At 70.2% G+C, this 16,302-nt stretch carries 12 protein-coding genes; 5 read left to right on the plus strand and 7 right to left on the minus strand.

Annotation, left to right across the window (positions count from 1 at the left end; translation table 11 throughout):
- The first annotated feature begins 114 nt into the window (after positions 1–114).
- A complete protein-coding gene (locus OG266_RS05515) occupies positions 115–1,170 on the plus strand; it encodes a DUF2235 domain-containing protein (RefSeq protein ID WP_371543375.1) in 1,056 nt (351 codons plus the stop codon).
- A gap of 54 nt (positions 1,171–1,224) precedes the next feature.
- On the opposite strand, the gene OG266_RS05520 is transcribed toward OG266_RS05515, so the two are convergent.
- From OG266_RS05520 to OG266_RS05545, 6 genes are all read right to left on the minus strand, one after another.
- Positions 1,225–3,432, minus strand: coding sequence for an ROK family protein (locus OG266_RS05520; protein WP_371543377.1), 2,208 nt, complete (start codon positions 3,430–3,432; stop codon positions 1,225–1,227).
- Positions 3,425–6,415: an alpha-mannosidase gene (locus OG266_RS05525; RefSeq protein WP_371543380.1), complete on the minus strand. Its 2,991-nt coding sequence runs from the start codon at positions 6,413–6,415 to the stop codon at positions 3,425–3,427. The genes OG266_RS05520 and OG266_RS05525 overlap by 8 nt, the downstream gene beginning before the upstream one ends.
- Before the next feature lie 228 nt (positions 6,416–6,643).
- A complete protein-coding gene (locus tag OG266_RS05530) occupies positions 6,644–7,732 on the minus strand; it encodes a Gfo/Idh/MocA family protein (RefSeq protein ID WP_371543383.1) in 1,089 nt (362 codons plus the stop codon).
- Positions 7,717–8,376: a ThuA domain-containing protein gene (locus OG266_RS05535; protein ID WP_371543385.1), complete on the minus strand. Its 660-nt coding sequence runs from the start codon at positions 8,374–8,376 to the stop codon at positions 7,717–7,719. The genes OG266_RS05530 and OG266_RS05535 overlap by 16 nt, the downstream gene beginning before the upstream one ends.
- Positions 8,377–8,453: 77 nt before the next feature.
- Positions 8,454–9,749 (minus strand): enolase C-terminal domain-like protein, encoded by a 1,296-nt coding sequence (locus OG266_RS05540; RefSeq protein ID WP_371543387.1) that lies wholly within the window; start codon positions 9,747–9,749, stop codon positions 8,454–8,456.
- Positions 9,750–9,885: 136 nt separating this feature from the next.
- Positions 9,886–10,671, minus strand: a complete 786-nt coding sequence (locus tag OG266_RS05545; protein ID WP_371543391.1) for an IclR family transcriptional regulator — start codon at positions 10,669–10,671, stop codon at positions 9,886–9,888.
- Between the two features lie 160 nt (positions 10,672–10,831).
- Between OG266_RS05545 and OG266_RS05550 the strand changes: the two genes are divergently transcribed.
- The 4 genes from OG266_RS05550 to OG266_RS05565 are packed head-to-tail and all read left to right on the plus strand — an operon-like array spanning position 10,832 to position 14,932.
- Positions 10,832–12,220, plus strand: coding sequence for an ABC transporter substrate-binding protein (locus tag OG266_RS05550; RefSeq protein ID WP_371543393.1), 1,389 nt, complete (start codon positions 10,832–10,834; stop codon positions 12,218–12,220).
- Positions 12,217–13,212: a carbohydrate ABC transporter permease gene (locus OG266_RS05555; RefSeq protein ID WP_371543396.1), complete on the plus strand. Its 996-nt coding sequence runs from the start codon at positions 12,217–12,219 to the stop codon at positions 13,210–13,212. The genes OG266_RS05550 and OG266_RS05555 overlap by 4 nt, the downstream gene beginning before the upstream one ends.
- Complete coding sequence (locus tag OG266_RS05560) at positions 13,209–14,078, plus strand: carbohydrate ABC transporter permease (RefSeq protein WP_371543399.1); 870 nt, start codon at positions 13,209–13,211, stop codon at positions 14,076–14,078. The genes OG266_RS05555 and OG266_RS05560 overlap by 4 nt, the downstream gene beginning before the upstream one ends.
- Positions 14,078–14,932: an NAD-dependent epimerase/dehydratase family protein gene (locus OG266_RS05565; protein ID WP_371543402.1), complete on the plus strand. Its 855-nt coding sequence runs from the start codon at positions 14,078–14,080 to the stop codon at positions 14,930–14,932. Before OG266_RS05560 ends, OG266_RS05565 begins: the two co-directional genes overlap by 1 nt.
- Before the next feature lie 18 nt (positions 14,933–14,950).
- On the opposite strand, the gene OG266_RS05570 is transcribed toward OG266_RS05565, so the two are convergent.
- Positions 14,951–16,162, minus strand: a complete 1,212-nt coding sequence (locus OG266_RS05570) for an RNA-guided endonuclease InsQ/TnpB family protein (protein ID WP_371543404.1) — start codon at positions 16,160–16,162, stop codon at positions 14,951–14,953.
- Positions 16,163–16,302 lie beyond the last annotated feature (140 nt).

Raw genomic sequence — 16,302 nt, forward strand, 5'->3', positions numbered from 1 at the left:
CCTCCGGAACCCGCGTGCGCCGGAGACTGCCCTAAGGACAGCATTTCATCTATTATATTGCGGGAAATTGGAATTGTCCTGGTATGGAATGTGTCCGGAAACGTGAGGCCCCTCATGGCGAAGAATCTCGTCATCTGCCTGGACGGCACGGGCAATCAGTTGAAGGCGAAAGGGAATACCAACGTCGTCCGGCTCTACGAAATGCTGGACCTCTCCGATCCCACCCGCCAGATCGCCTATTACGACCCCGGCGTCGGCACCTTCTCCGCCGCGGGCGCCTGGACGCCTGCCGGCCGGAGCGTGTCGAAGCTCCTCGGCCTCGCCTTCGGCTCCGGGATGAAGACCAACCTCGCCGAGGCCTACACGTATCTGATGCAGCGCTACCAACCGGGCGACCACATCTACGTCTTCGGCTTCAGCCGCGGCGCGTACACGGCCCGCGCGCTCGTGGGCATGCTCAAGACGGTCGGCCTGATGCGACCCGGCATGGAGAACCTCGTTCCGTACGCCATCTCCGTGTACGCGAAGAACAAGGACTGGACCCAGCGCGACTGGGACCAACTCCACCGTTTCGCGGAGGCCTTCAGCAACGCGGTCGACGGGCGCTTCGGCATCCCCGTCACCTACCTCGGGATCTGGGACTCCGTGAAGGCCGCCGGTCTGCTGCGCTGGAACCTGCGCTGGCTGTACACCCGCCAGGTCCCGAACGTACGACTCGTCCGCCACGCGGTCTCCATCGACGAGAAGCGCAGGCCCTACGTCGAGTATCTCGTCCGGCGCGATGACAAGGAGCGGGCCGATGCGGTCCCGGTCGAGCAGGTGTGGTTCGCGGGGGTGCACTCCGACGTCGGTGGGACCTTCGACGACGATCCCAGGCTCGCCACGATCGCACTCAAGTGGATCGTGGACGGGGCGCTCGAAGAGCAACTCCTGCTGAAGAGCGGGGCGTACGCGCGCGAGCTGCGCCTCGAGCCCGAGCACGCGCGCGGGAAGGTGCACCGGATGGGCTGGATCTGGGCCCTGCTCACCTACCGGCGGCGCAAGGTCCCGCCAGGCGCTCATGTGCACGCGAGTGTCCGCGCGCGACTGGAGAAGGACGCGGGCTACGCGGAGCGGATCCCGTCCAACGCGGTCTGGTCCGACGACGAATGGCTCACCGCACGGGGCTGATTCAATCCGGTGCCACCCAGCGGACGAGTTCAACGAGGGCAACCAGGCAGGGCGTCAGGCGCGGTCCCTGCCCCGCAGCCGAGGCGTGAAAGCCGCGTGGAAGAGCGTGGAGGCCGCTCCCACCGCCGCGGCCTCCGCGCTGAGTACGGAGCGTTCCACCTCGACGCGGCGCAGTCGGCGAGCGGTGGGGAACTCGTTGACCGTACGGCTGATTTCCTCGAGGTAGAACTCGGCGACGTCGTCGGTGAAGAACGGGCCGCCGAGCACGATCAGGTCGATGTCGAGCAGGTCGACGAGCCCGAGGGCGCCGCCTCCGACCGCGCGGGCCACCTCCCGAACGGCGGTGACCGCGGCCGGGTCGCCCGCAGCGGCGGCCCGGCCCACGGCCCGGTAGGCGGCGGTACTGCCGCCGTCGCCCGCGGGGCGCAGGCCGAGCCGGGCGGCGAAGTCCGCCACGGAGACCGGTGGGTTGCACTCCGGCAGCAGCTCGGGGCGGCCGTCGGCCGCCATCCGGCCCAGGGCGATCGCACACAGCTGCCCGAACTCGCCGGCGTTGGCGCTCACCCCTCGGTACAGGTCGCCGTTGAGGTAGAGCCCGGAGCCGACGCCCGTCCCCAGGTACAGGTAGGCGAAGTCCCGCGCCCTGCGGTCACGCCCGATCCACCGCTCCCCCGCCGCCGCGGCGAGCGAGTCCTTCTCGATCAGTACCCGGCACGGGAAGTGGTCCTTGAGGAGGTACAGCAGCGGCAGATCCTCCCACGCCGTCATGAGCGGCGGGTTGAGCACGGTGCCGGAGGCGATGTCCACCGGTCCCGGTACGGCCACACCCACGCCGAGCAGCCCGTCCTCGCGCACGGCGCCCCGCGCCTTCTCCAGGGCCTCGTGGCCGAGCGCGACGACCTGGGCGACGAACTCGCCGGGGTCGATGTCCGCGCTGACCGGCCGGGTACAGGTGCACACGATCGCGCCGTCGAGGTCGATGACGACGGCGGTGAGCAGTTCGGGGTCGATGTGCAGACCCAGGGCGTGCGCGGCGGTGCCGCAGAGCCTGACCGGGGTGCGCGGCTTGCCGGAGGTGGCACGCCGCTGCGCGTCCTCGACGAGGATCCCGCGGTCCAGGAGCGAGCGGGCGATCCGGGAGACCGACTGCTGGGTGAGGCCGGTGCGGTGGGCTATCTCGCCGCGGGTGATGCTGCCGGAGAGGCGTACGGATTCGATGACCACGCACTCGTTGAACGAGCCCAGGTCGATCTGGTTGACACCGCTGAACGACGGGGGGTGGGAGGGGAGTTCGGTCCGTCGCGATGCGCGCAGATGCTCGGCGACGTTCTCGCGCAGCCAGTGCGCGGGCTCGGTCGGCGCCAGTTGCGTGTGCCGTTCCAGGGCGGCGACGAGGTCGAGGTAGACGCGCCGGGAGGACTCGGGGTGGCTGGTGCTGTCGAGCGCGATCATGGCGCGCAGGAAGCCGCGCCAGGTGGTTCTGGCGGGCAGCTCGTGGAAGGTGACGGGGGTGTCGGCGGTGCGGGGCTCCCGAACCGCCGGGGCGGCTCCCCTCTCCCACAGCACTACGGCGTGCAGCGCGATGTCCGGGTGGTGCTCGGCCGCATCGGTCAGGTACGCGAGGAGCGTCAGGTCATCGGCGGGGTCGGTTCCGGACGCGGTGGTGGTCGCCGCGAGGAGTGTGCAGAGCGCCCGGTCCACTCCCTCCAGCACGTCCTCGCCGATCACTGTCGCGGCCGGGGCGGCTCGCGGCGCCTGGGGCCGGGTGCCCGTGAGGAGGACGGCGCGCAGCGGATCGACGTACAGGCCCATGACCCAGATGTCGGCGCCGGGCAACGGTGGCCGGGTCGGGACGTGCGGGGCGGGTGACTCGTCGGGCGGGAGCTGCCAGCGGCGGCGGATCGAGGCCACCGTCGCATGGGAGAGGCCGAGGTCCCGGGCGATGGCCCGGCTGGCGCCGCTGCCTCCGGGGGCCAGCAGGGCTCGGGTGATGACCTCCGCCTCGTCGACCGTCGCGGGCCTGCCGGTGCGTGGGCGCTCCTGGAGGCCGGGCAGTCCGGCGCTCTGCCAGCGATGGCGCCAGCTCCCGACGGTCTGCCGCGAGACGCCGAGACGGCGGGCGATGTCGGCGTCACGCAGTCCCTTCTCGGCGAGCAGGACGACGTGGGCGCGGGTCGCGCGAGGGCCGCCGCTGTCGGCCCAACTACGCAGCACTGCAAGGGTTTCGGGTGCGAGGCCCGCTTCGGGAGTCGGTTCAGGCACCGCTGTCCTCCTGGCGGTGTCCGGCCCGCCGGAGCCGCAGCGTGCGGATCTGGAACGGTCGCAGGGTGAGCGGAACACGACCGTGCCGATGGGCGCGGGGCGTGGGGTGTTCCTCCAAGAGGTCGGTCTCATGGACCGCCTCGACGGGGAAGTCCACGGCGAGAGTGGCGTGCGCCCGGCCGCCGCGTGCCTCGTAGAGCCGTACGACGACGTCCCCGCTGCGGTCGTCGGCCAGTTTCACCGTTTCGACGACGACATCCGGGTGCTCCACGCGGACGAGCGGCGCCTGCGGGCCCGTGTCCGGGCCGGGTCGCAGCGGGAGGTTGAGGGCGTATCCCTCGGTGATGGCGTCGCCGAGGGTGGCGCCGGGGCGCAGTGTGTGGCGGAAGTGGTGGAGGCCCCGGTCGGCGTGCGGGTCCGGGCCTCTCGCGGCGCGTAGCAATGTGTGGCGTACGACGGTGGTGGTGCCGTCGTCGCGAGGGTGCCGGGCGATGTCGTAACCGTAGGTGGAATCGGCGGCCAGGGCCACGCCCCAGCGGTGCTCGCCGACGTGGATCCAGCGGTGGGCGGCGTCGTCCTCACGGGCCGTGTCGGCGTGGTTGTGCGTGGGGTGGGCGACGTGCCCGAACTGCACGTCGCAGTGGCTGAGTTCGGCGTGCACGTCGAGCGGCCAGGTCAGTTTGAGGGCGGTGTCCCGCTCGCGCCAGTCGACTTCGGTGTCCACCGTCAGGGCGCGGCTCCCGGCGGTGAGGGTCAGATCCTGGAGGAAGGTCGAGCGTCCGGTGCCGCGTCGGACACGCACGGTCGCCAGCAGGGGTCCGCACGCCCGTAGTTCGACCTGCTCGGCGGCGCTCAGGTCGCGGCTGCGGCCGGAGTGGAGGTCCAGGGCGGCTTCGTCGCGCAGGAGTTGGAGGAGGTTGCCCGCCGCACCGGGGGCGAGGGCATCCCGTCCGGTGGTCAGGTCGACGACCGAGCTGACCAGGCCCGCCACATCCACACACACCCTCAACAGGCCGTTGTCCATGATGTGTTGGCCGTCGACCGTGGTGTGCGCGGTCACGCGTGCGGTGCCGGCGTCGAGGGAGAGGCCGGTGCTTCCCGCGCCCAAGGCGGGCGCCTCGGCCAGGACCGCGATGCGCCCGTCGGGCAGGGCCTGTGACGTACCGGAGGCGGGGCCGGTCCCTGGCGCGAGGACGAGGACCTCGCGGCGCGGGTGCGGCGCGGCGTTCAGCGCGGTGGCGCCGTCCGGTTCGCCGACCGCGCGCCGCACCAGGCGGGCGAGTCGGCGGTGCAGGTCTCGGTGCTCGTGTTCGGTGTCCTCGTGGACCCATGCGATGGAGGTACCGGCCAGGATGTGCCGGCTCTGCTGAAGCAGTAAGCGCCGCCACAGGGCGTCGAGTTCGTCGTACGGGTAGGGCACGCCGTGGCGCACGGCGGCGGTCGCCGACCACAGTTCCGCCTCGTGCAGCAGGGTTTCGCTGCATCGGTTGCCGCGCTTGGTGCGCGCCTGACGGGTGTACGTACCCCGGTGCGGGGCGAGGTCGAGTGCTCCCCGCCAGACGGGCGGATGCGGGTGCTCGTCCTGCGTCTCGCGGAAGAACTGGGCGGGATGAAGCGTCGCGAGGCGTGGTGAGCCGTCCGGGTCGGTGAAGTCCGCCGCGGTGTCGGCGAGTTCGGGGCCGGTGAGTGCCGCGGCATCGGGTGCGAGGTGGGTGAGGAGCGTGGTGCCGTCGATGCCCTCCCAGCGGAAGGTGTCGTGGGCCGGCGCTGTCGGGTGGTCGGTGGCGGGGCGCCTGGTCAGGAACCAGCGCGCGCCCACGAGGGCGGCGATCTGCGGGAAGGCGGCGGAAGCGCCTCTCGCCCCGGGGAGCCAGACGCCTTCACTGTCGGTGCCGAGTTCGTCGCGGAAGAAGCGGCGGCCGAGGACGAACTGACGTACCAGTGCCTCGCCGCCCGCCAGTTCGACGTCGGGCTCCACCCATGTGCCGCCCGCGGGCGCCCAGTTGCCGTCGGCGACGGCTTTGCGGAGCCGCTCGAAGACGTGCGGCTGCTGGTCCCGCATCCAGGCGTAGTGCTGGGCGGACGAGGCCTCGACGACGAGTTCGGGATACTCCTCGGCGAGTGTGACCAGCGTGCTGAACGTACGGGCGCAGCCACGGACCGCTTCACGTATGGGCCAGAAACCCCCGGAGTCGACGGAGGCATGCCCGACGCCCGCGAACACGAGCGCCGACGCGTGCGCGCGGTGGGCGAGTACGGGCGCGAGGACAAGGCGGGCGGCCGCGGCGGTCCGGGCGACGGCGTACGGGTCGACGGTGTCCACCGCGCGCTCCAGGGCCATCCGCATCTCGTGCCGGCGCGGGTGTGCGGCGGGCAGCGTGCGCATGAGTCCGTCGAGGGTCCGCATGTCGTGCAGCAGGTGCCAGACGTCGTCGTCGCGTATGACGAGGTCCGCTCGCAGCAGGCGGTACAGCGGCGTGTCCCCGGCGGTGACCGGATCGCCGTAGTGGACTCCGCTGCCGGTGGCCGCGTCGATGTACGGGTTGGCGGCAGCTTCGACGAGGAGGCGGACGGTTTCGCCGCCGCGGGCGGAGGCCGTGACGGGAACGGCGCCGGTGTGCGGATGCAGGCCGTGCAGCGGGATGCCGTGTTCGTCGTGGACGAGGGCCTCCGCCTGGTGGCCGCTGGTACGAGCCGGGTCGGCACCGAGGTCGATGAGGGCTTCGACGCGGCGGCCCGCCCACCGTTGCGGAACGCTCGCGCTGGTGCGGAACCATGTCGTCGACCAGGGGCTGCCCCAGGGCTCCCCCACCGCGAACGGCGTGTAGTCGGCACGCAGCGCGACGCCGACGGGTACCGGTTCCCCGGGGATGTGCCAGGCGCCGATGTCCATGGGCAGTCGCTGCGGATACAGCGCGGGGTGGAGCCGTTCGCTGAGAAATGCGGCTATGCGCTCTTCGCCGGACTTTCTCCGGTCATGCATCGGCAGCCCTTCCTGTCCGGCCAGTAACCGCCATGTAAAACCATGTGTGTTATCAAGTCAACGCCTCTCACTCGTTCCTTCTTCTCGCAGATCGAGAGGCCATCTCCGGGAATTGTCAGGCGAATTCAATTCCACTGACGGACATCTTCGTCAATTAATTGGGATGACAGTCGAGATGGCAAAAGGCGGCAGGAAGGCCGACGCCTTCCTGCCGCCCGTCCCCCCGGTCTAGAGGATGCGGTGGTCCACGCGCTCGGGCCGCTCACACGTCGTGGTCACCGGCAGGGACCTGCCGCCGTGGGCGGCGTCCAGCAGGGTGAGCATCACATCCAGTACATGGTGGGCGAGTTCGGCCGATGCCCGATGCGGACGTCCCTCGGCGATCGCCTCGGCCATGTCGGCAAGTCCCGTACCGCGTCCTCCTGTCGGATATCCGGCGGAGATCGGAAGGGGGGCCCAGTCGCCGCCCCTGTTCAGTTCGACCAGTCCCTCGAACCAGTTCGGGTCGGGGACGGAGAGCGAGCCCTCGGTGCCGTGGACCTCGATGCGGGGCAGCCGGGCCGCCTGGACGTCGAAGCTCATGACGAGGGTGGTGAGGGCTCCGCCGGCGTGTTCCAGGATGCCGCTGACGTGGGTGTCCACCTCCACCGGCAGGCGGGTGCCGGCCCGGGGCCCGCTGCCGATCTCGCGTTCGGCGCGGGGCCGGGACGCGGCGCCGGTGACGCGTACGACCGGTCCGAGCAGGTGGACGAGGGCGGAGAGGTAGTAGGGGCCCATGTCGAGGAGGGGGCCGCCGCCCGGAAGGTAGTAGAAGCCGGGGTCGGGATGCCAGTCTTCGGGCCCTGCCGATGCCATGAACGCGGTGGCCGCGACCGGCGTACCGATGAGTCCGTCGTCGACGGCCTTGCGGGCGGTCTGGGTGCCGGTGCCGAGAACGGTGTCCGGGGCGCAGCCCACCCGCAGTCCGCCGGCCCGGGCGGCGGCGAGCACCGACTCGGCCTCTTCGCGGGTGGCGGCGAGGGGCTTCTCGCCGTAGACGTGCTTGCCCATCGACAGCGCGACCAGCGCGACGCCCGCGTGGGCCGCCGGGATGGTGAGGTTGAGGACTGCGTCCACGTCCTCCCTGCTCACGAGGTCGACGACGGAGCCGGCTACGTGCACGTCGCCGGGTGCCTGCATGGCGGCCGCCTTCGCCCGGTCGGGGTCGAGGTCGGTGACGGCGGTGAGCCGTACGGTGTCGAGGCGGGCCAGCGTGTCGAGGTAGGCCCCGCTGATCTTTCCCGCGCCGACCATGCCGATCCTCAGCGGCTCGCCCACAGCAGTCCCCTCTCGGTGAGCGCCCGCACCTCGGGCACGTCGAAGTCGTCCGGCTTGTGTCCGACGGCGGACACGAACACACGGCCCGCGCCCCAGTTCCTGGTCCACACGGCGGGCATGACGACCGCCCGGTCGCGTACGTCGTCGGGTTCGAAGGTCGTCGTCGCCAGTACGTCGATGAGCGGGTCGGTGGCCAGCCAGTACTGCTCGGTGTGGACACGGAAGTCGCTCAGTCCGCGCAGCACCGGATGATCGGCGCGCTCGGGCACCAGGTGCACGTCGTGGTCGTGGAAGCCGGGCGGGTGCATGAGGAACTGCCCACCGGTCAGGAGCTGGTAGCCGACATTGTCCCGAAAGGAGTCGACGATGCCGCCGTGCCAGCCCGCGAGCCCGGTACCCGCGCGCACGGCGGCGACGAGCCCGTCACTCTGCTCCGGAGTGATCTCGCCCATGGTCCAGCACTGCACGATCAGGTCGGTGGCCGCGAGGAGTTCCGCGTCCTCGTACACGTCGAGGGACTCGGAGGTCTCGACGGTGAAGCCCTGGTCCTTGAGGAACGGCAGGAAGAGGTCGGTGATGGTGATCGGCTGGTGGCCGTCCCAGCCGCCTCGGACGACAAGTGCTCGTCGCGGTGCGTTGTTCACGGATTCTGCTCGCGGCGCGTCGCTCACGGACACTCGTCGCGATGCGTCTGTCGCGGATATTGGTCGCGGTGCGTCGGTCACGGTCGTTGTACGCTCCCGTCGGTGTTGCGCAGCAGGGCCCAGCGGTCGTGCTCCAGGGGTTCGGGCACGGGATGGCGGCGGGCCGCCGACTCGTCGAAGTCGACACCGTGGCCCGGGACTTCCGACGGTACGAGGACACCGCCCCGCGGGACGACAGTGCCGGGGAAGACTTCGGCGACAGTTGGCCGGAATGTCGCCGCCTCCTGCACTCCGAAGGCGTGGCTGGAGACGTCGAGGGCGAGGGTCGCGGCCTGGGCGACCGGGCTGACGTCGGCCGGTCCGTGCGGTGCGAGCCGTACGCCGCGCAGCTCGCACAGGGCGGCGATCTTGCGGGCGGGGGTGAGTCCCCCGAGCGTCGGGACGCGTATCCGCGCGAAGTCGATGTCGGGTCCGTCGAGAAGCGCCGTGAACTGGGCGGTGTCGCTGAAGAGTTCGCCGACCGCGAGGGGTACCGGGGACACCGCGTGCAACCGCGCGAAGTGCCCGGCGTCCTCGGGCGCGAGGAGATCCTCGACGAAGTAGAGGCCCGCGTCCTCGACCCGCCGTAGGAAGTCCCGGGCCTGACGCGGGTCAAGCCGCTCGTGCACGTCGTGCAGCAACTCGACGTCGTCGCCGACCAGTTCACGCACCCGGGTGAGGATCCGCGGGACGGTCCGCACGTATGCGGCCGAGTCCCACGGGACACGCCGGGCCCGTACGGCGTCCGGGTCGACGGCCGCTCCCCCGGTTCCGTAGGTGTCCGCGCCCGGGACGGCGGCCTGGACGCGGACGTGCCGGAAACCGCGCTCACGTGCGGCGGCGACCTGGTCGGCGATCTCCCGCTCGTCGACGCCGTCGACGTGTGTGTAGGCCTCGGCGCCGGTGCGGACGCGGCCGCCGAACAGCGAGTACAGGGGCGCCCCGAGCCGCTTGGCCTTCAGGTCCCACAGGGCGACGTCGACGCCGCCGAGGGCGTTGCCGGTGACCGAACCGCCGCGCCAGTAGGCGCTGTTGAGGAGCAGCCGGTGGATGTCCTCGATGTCGTCGGGGTCCCGTCCGGTGAGCATCGGGGCGAGGTAGTCGTCGAGGACCGAGCGGACGGCGAGGGTGCGCTGCGGGTCGCTGGCGCAGCCGAGTCCGTAGAGCCCGGGCTCGTTGGTCTCGACGCGGACGACGAGGTGGGGGCAGCCGTGCGGGGCCGTCATGAAGGTACGTACGGCCGTGATGCGGATCTTGGCGCCACGCTCCTCGACCCAGGGAGCCGGGGCGAGGACGGGAGCGTGGACGGGCGTGCGGGTGACAGGCTGAGCCATGCGAACTCCCGCGTACGGATAGCAGAATGACATACCGCCATCGGAACGTACGGAGCGCGTTGCGGGTTTGTCAACGGGCCTGTCAAATATGACACCGGGGTGGCCGGAACGCCATCCCCGGTCCCCGGAAGCGCTCTCAGCGCTGCCCGATCCGCTTGAGGAGCGTCCGCAGGGAGTGCGCCGCCTCGGTCACGGCCTGCGCGACCTCCTCCACGCGCGCGTCGTCCATCCTGGTGCGGGGCGCCGAGCAGCTGAGGGCGTCGCCGCCGTCCGGGGCGACGCCGAGCGCGACGGCCACGCACCGGATGTCCACCGCGTTCTCCCCGTCGTCCACGGCCCAGCCGCGCAGCCGGGCCTGGGCGAGCTGGCCGAGCAGGGCCTCCGGTTCGACGACCGTGTCCGGGGTCAGCCGCTCCAGCGGCCAGTTGAGCCGGCGCTGCACCTCCGCCGGGTCGTACTGGGAGAGCACAGCTTTACCCAGGGCGGTGGCGTGCGCGGGCAGCCTGCGGCCCACCGCCGAGTACATCCGCAGGGCGTGCCGCGACTCGCGTTTGGCCAGGTAGACGATGTTCGTACCGTCGAGTCTGCCCAGGTGCACGGCCTCGCCCGTCTCCTCGGCGAGCGCGTCGAGGACGGGTCCCGCCAGGCTCGCGACGTCGTCGCCCTCCAGGTAGGCGGTTCCGGTAAGGAGGGCCTTGAGGCCGAGGCTGTAGCGGGTGCCGGAGGCGTCCACGTCCACCCAGCGGCGCGCCTCCATCGTGCGCAGGATCGCGTGCAGGCTGCTCTTCGGCACCGACATGGCGCTCGCCATCTCGGCGAGCGAGAGCCTGGCGCCGTCCCGCCCCAGGAGCTCGAGCACTTCGAGCACCCGAGCCGCGGACTTGACCTCTTCGACCTTGCGCCCGCGCGCTGTCGCTGTCACCGATTCCACTGACCCTCCGCCTCCCCGCCCCGGCGCCCCTCGGCCGACCGGTCAACACCTCATCGCAGCCTGCGTCTTGACGCTATATCACGACGACCCTAAGTTCGGTCACTCCAACGCTATTCGTCCTTCTGAACGGTCGAACCCTAGGTAGGGGCCCATGCGTATACGTATTTCACGAAAGGCCCGGCTTGTCTCGGCGGCCGTGGCCACGGCACTCTCGCTCACCTCCCTCACCGCCTGCGGCGGCTCCTCCGGATCGGGGGACTCCAAGTCGCTGGAGATGTGGACGTTCAAGCAGTCCCATGTGAGCGCGCTGCGGGCCGCCGCGGAGGAGTTCGAGAAGGAGACCGGCATCTCCGTCGGCATCGAGGCCTACACGCCCGACGACGCGTATACGACCAAGGTTCAGAGCGCGGCGAAGACCGGAGACCTGCCGGACGTGCTCGAAGTGCACTCGGACGGCGAGGACCGGGTCCTCGGCGCCGCCGGGATCCTGTCGGACCTCGCCGGCAACTACGACAGCGACTGGTCGGGACGCATCCAGCAGGCGGTCCAGGAGTCGGGACTCGTCACGGACCAGCGGTACGAGAACTCCCTCAACGCGGAGGCCAAGGACCACGGTGTGGAGAAGGGCGCCCGCTACAGCGTGCCCCTCACGGTCGGCACCTTCGGCATCGTCTACGCCAACAAGCAGATGCTCGCCGACGTAGGCATCACCGAAGCCCCCGCGAACTGGGAGGAGTTCCTCGCCGCGCTCAAGGCGACCAAGGCGAAGGACGCCAAAAACGGCGGACTCTCGCTGGGCCTGAAGGTGCAGGCGACCGGCCTGACCTGGGTGCTCCAGCCGCTGGCCTTCGCCCAGTTGGGGCAGCAGGACTACGAGAAACTGTGGGGCAAGGACGAGAGCGCCGACTTCGGCTCGGCGAACGGCACCGAGGTCCTGTCGCTGTACGACGAGCTCACCCCGTACTGGATGCCCGGCTCCCAGAGCCTGACGATCGACCAGGCGGACCAGGCGTTCGCACAGGGCAAGTCGGCCTTCGCCGTGGGCGGCACGTTCACCCTCGCGTTCCTCAAGCAGAACGGTATGAACCCCGAAGACGTCCTCGCCTTCGGCCTGCCCGCTCCCGCGGACGGCGCCGTGCCCGACCGGGGCCTCGGCCCGCTCGCCCTCACGGGCCTCGGCGTGACCTCGACGAGCAAACAGCCCGACAACGCCAGGAAGTGGATGGAGTTCCTCTCCCAACAGGACACCGCCACGCAGTTCGCCAAGAACTCCCTGGACCTGCCCGCCACGGAACTCGGCGCGGACTCCGCCAAGGTCCTCGGCCCCACCCTCAGCTCCATGGTCGACAGCTTCAAGGGCACCCCCGAGACGACGTACGACCCCAGTCGCGGCGACGAGTTCCGCCCGATCGGATACGAGCAGGACGACGCCGGCGCGATCCTCGCGGACCTGACACCGCTCAAGCAGACGTCGGTCGAAGAGACCGCGCAGAAGCTCCGGAGCCTCAACCAGTCGTACTGGAAAGCGGCAGGCCAGTGACCACCGCTCCCCGGCGGACCGTGCCGAAGGCGGTGGACGAGGGAGGCGGCATCCACCCGGTGAGAACCGTGGCCGCTCCCCCGCCGCACCGCCGTCGGCGCGGGTACGAAGCCCTGTCCGGGTATCTGTTCGTCGCCCCGGCCGTGGTGCTCTTCGCGGTGATGGGCCTGTACACGGTGGGCTACGGCTTCGCGCTGTCCTTCGCCACCTGGAACGGCTTCACCCCGAACTGGACCTGGGTCGGCCTCGACAACTACGCCGATCTGCTGTGGCGCGACCCGGTCTACGCCCCCCGCATACGGCATGCCACCCTCAACACCCTCTGGGTGATGCTCGCCGCGCCGGCCCTGACGGTCCTGGTGTCGTTTCCGCTGGCCGTGCTGCTGAACCAGGTCACGCGGTTCCAGACGGTGCTGCGGTCCGTGTACTTCCTGCCGTACGTCACCAGCGGCATCGCCGTGTTCTTCGCCTGGCAGTACATCCTGCAGCCGGACGGCGCGGTCAACTCCCTGCTCGGCAGCGCCGGTCTGGGCTCGCTGGAGCAGCCCCAGGGCTGGCTGGGCAATCCGACAACCGCGATGCCGACGATGATCGTCGTGACGGTCTGGGGTGCGGTGCCGGTCGCGATGCTGCTGTACCTCACAGGGCTCCAGGGCATCGACCGCAGCGTCCTGGAGGCGGCACAGCTGGACGGCGCGGGATGGTGGCGCACCAACGGGTCCGTGGTCTGGCCGCTGGTGCGCCCCATCACGGCGATCGTGGTGCTGCTGAACCTGCGCGAGTCCCTGCAGGGGTTCCAGACCTTCCTGGTCATGACCAACGGCGGTCCTGGCGACCACACGAACGTCCTCGGTCTGGAGGCGTACCGCCTGGCGTTCCTCAAGAACCTCTCGCCCACGCTCGGGCTCGCCAGCGCGCTCGGCTGGATCCTCTTCGCCGCGGCCCTCGTCCTGGCCCTGATCAACCTTCGAGCGCTGCGGAGCAAGACATGACGACGATTTCCCTGGCCAGCTCCGGCGCCGGTACGCGGGGCGGCTTCCGCAAGATCGCGGCCCGCACGGTCGTCGGCGTGCTCCTTGCCGCGTACGGCCTGGTCAGCGTCTACCCGTTCCTGTGGATGGTGTCGGCCGCGTTCAAGGATCAGATCGAGGTCGTACGCGGCGGGCACCTCATCCCCGACAACCCCACGTTCCAGACCTTCACCGACACCTGGAACGAGCTGCACTTCTTCGACTTCTTCCTGAACAGCCTGCTGGTGACCGGGTACACCGTGGTCCTCACGCTGGTGATCTACGCGGCCGCCGGATACGCGTTCGCGGTACTTCGTTTCCCCGGGCGCGGGTTCCTCCAGAAGCTCTTCGTGGCCCTGCTGTTCGTGCCCGGGATCACGGTGATGCTGCCGATCGTGCTCCTGGAGGACAAGTTGGGCATCCTCGGCACGCACTGGGGCCTTGTCCTGCCGTTCGTCAACGGCGGCGCACCGCTGTCGATCCTCCTGATGACCGGCGCGTTCATGGCCGTGCCCGGGGAGCTGCGGGACGCGGCGCGCGTCGACGGCGCGAACGAGCTGCGGATCTTCACCAGGGTGTACCTGCCGCTCTCCCAACCGGCGCTGATCACCGTGGCGTTGCTCACCGCCATCCCGACGTGGAACGAGTTCCTGCTCACGCGTGTGTCCCTGAACGACCCGTCGACGTACACGCTCCCCCTCGGCCTCCAGACGCTGTCCGCGGAGAACGTGCCGCACTACAACAACCTGATGGCGGGCGCCCTGATCGTCGTCATCCCGGTGATCCTGCTCTTCCTCAGCCTCCAGCGGTACTTCGTCAACGGCCTTGTCGGGGCGGTGAAGGGCTGATGCGGGTCCTGGTCACCGGGGCCGCCGGCCATATCGGGCAGCAGGTCCTGGAGGAGCTGTTCGCGGCCTCGTACGAGTACGAGATCGTGGCCACCGATGTCGTGCCCTTCGAGGCCCCGTCGGCCGAGCGCGTGCACATCGGGGACCTTCAGGATCCCGACCTGGTGCGCAAGGCGGTCGACGGTGTGGAGGCGGTCGTCCACCTGGGGGCGATACCCCACCCCAACACGGCAGATCCCAGCGCCCTGTTCGCCACCAACTGCCTCACCGCGCACCGCGTCCTGGACGAGGCGGGCCGCGCGGGGGTACGCCGGATCGTGGCCGCCTCCAGCATGGCGGCCGTCGGACTCGCCTGGTCGCCCGTACCGGTCTCGCCCCTGTACGTACCGCTGGACGAGGAACACCCGTTGCTCATCCGCGATCCCTACGGCCTGTCCAAGGCCGTGCTCGAGGAGACCGCCCGCAGCACGCACCGCCGCTGGGGTACGGACATCGTCTGCCTGCGCTTCCCGTTCACCGGCAGCGGCGAACGGCTGCACGGCCAGCTCGCCAAGGTCGCCGCCGACCCGGGAGCCCACCGGCACGACCTGTGGGGCTGGCTGCACACACGGGACGCGGCGGCCGTGGTGCACCGGGCGCTGCGGGCCGACTTCACGGGATGCCATGTGCTCAATGTCGCCGCGGCCGACACCTCCTCCCCTCTTCCCTCCGCGGAGTTGATGGACCGCTTCCACCCGGACGTGCCGACGTTCTCGGCACTGTCCGGCCGCACCTCCCTGTTCGACACGACGGCCTGCGCCGAACTGCTCGGATTCGTCCCGCGGTACGGCCGGCCCGGCAACCGAGGAGAGTGACTTGGCTTCCTCCCCCGTCTAAAGGCGGGGGATTCCAGCGGTCGCCCGCTGGGGTTCCTGCTTCACCGACGACTGCCCCGTCCGGGAGGACTCCCGTTGAGGTCTTACACCGCCTCCACAGGCAGACACGGCCAGCCCGGCCGCGAGAATGTTGCCTGCCGCGTTCACATCGCGGTCATGCACCGCGCCGCACTCGCACGTCCACTCGCGGACGTTCAGCGGCAGCTTGGCCCGGATCGTCCCGCAGGCCCCGCACAGCTTCGAGCTGGGGAACCAGCGGTCGACCACGACGAGTTCACGCCCGTACCAGGCGCACTTGTACTCCAGCATCGTCCGCAGGTCACGCCAGGCCGCATCAGAGACGGCTCGGGCCAGGGTGTGGTTCTTGACCAGGTTGCGGACGGTGAGGTCCTCGATCACGACCGTTTGGTTCTCACGGACGAGTCGAGTGGTCAGCTTGTGCAGGAAGTCCCGGCGCCGGTCGGCGATCCGCGCGTGGACCCTGGCCACCTTCCGGCGTGCCTTGGCCCGGTTCGCGCCGTCGCCCTTGGCCTTGCGGGACAGCTCCCGCTGGGCCTTCTCCAGGCGGGCCCGGTCGCGGCGTTCGTGCCGGGGGTTGGTGATCTTCTCTCCGGTGGACAGGGTCACCAGGGAGGTGATGCCCGCGTCGATCCCGACCGCCGCTGTGGTGGCCGGTGCCGGGGTGATGGTGGCGTCGCAGAGCAGCGACACGAACCAGCGCCCGGCCGCGTCCTGGGACACGGTCACCGTGGACGGTGCCGCGCCTTCGGGCAGGGGACGGGACCACACGATGTTCAGGGGCTCGCGCATCTTGGCCAGCGTCAACTGGCCGTCGCGGTAGCGGAATGCCGAGCTGGTGTACTCGGCGGAGCGGCGGGATTTCTTCCGCGACTTGAACCGCGGGTACTTCGCCCGTCCCTCGAAGAAGCTGGTGAACGCGCCCTGCAGGTGCCGCAGGCACTGCTGCAACGGCACCGAGGACACCTCGGCCAGGTAGGTGAGTTCCCCGGTCTTCTTCCAGGCGGTGAGCATGGCCGAGGTGGCGTTGTAGTTGACCCTTTCCTGCCGCTGGTACCACGCGGTGGTACGGGCTTGGAGGGCCAGGTTGTAGACCTTCCGCACGCATCCGAACGTGCGCGAGAGCTCTGCCGCCTGCGCATCGGTCGGATAGAAGCGGTACTTGAACGCCCGCTTCACGTGAGTGATCACAACTCACAAACTATCACGACAGATTGTAAACATCTGCGAGGCGTCGGTCGCGAACGACGATCCGCCCCGACAGCGAATCCCCTTCTCCTGCCCTGCTCCGCAGGGCAATCCGATTCCTCCCCGGCCGGAAGGCCGGGGTT

The organism is Streptomyces sp. NBC_00554 (assembly GCF_041431135.1).
Lineage (GTDB): Bacteria > Actinomycetota > Actinomycetes > Streptomycetales > Streptomycetaceae > Streptomyces.

Coding starts and splice junctions, on each gene's coding strand:
- OG266_RS05515 (WP_371543375.1), top strand. CDS start 115: ATGGCGAAGAATCTCGTCATCTGCCTGGACGGCACGGGCAATCAGTTG.
- OG266_RS05525 (WP_371543380.1), bottom strand. CDS start 6,415: ATGCATGACCGGAGAAAGTCCGGCGAAGAGCGCATAGCCGCATTTCTC.
- OG266_RS05540 (WP_371543387.1), bottom strand. CDS start 9,749: ATGGCTCAGCCTGTCACCCGCACGCCCGTCCACGCTCCCGTCCTCGCC.
- OG266_RS05550 (WP_371543393.1), top strand. CDS start 10,832: ATGCGTATACGTATTTCACGAAAGGCCCGGCTTGTCTCGGCGGCCGTG.
- OG266_RS05560 (WP_371543399.1), top strand. CDS start 13,209: ATGACGACGATTTCCCTGGCCAGCTCCGGCGCCGGTACGCGGGGCGGC.
- OG266_RS05565 (WP_371543402.1), top strand. CDS start 14,078: ATGCGGGTCCTGGTCACCGGGGCCGCCGGCCATATCGGGCAGCAGGTC.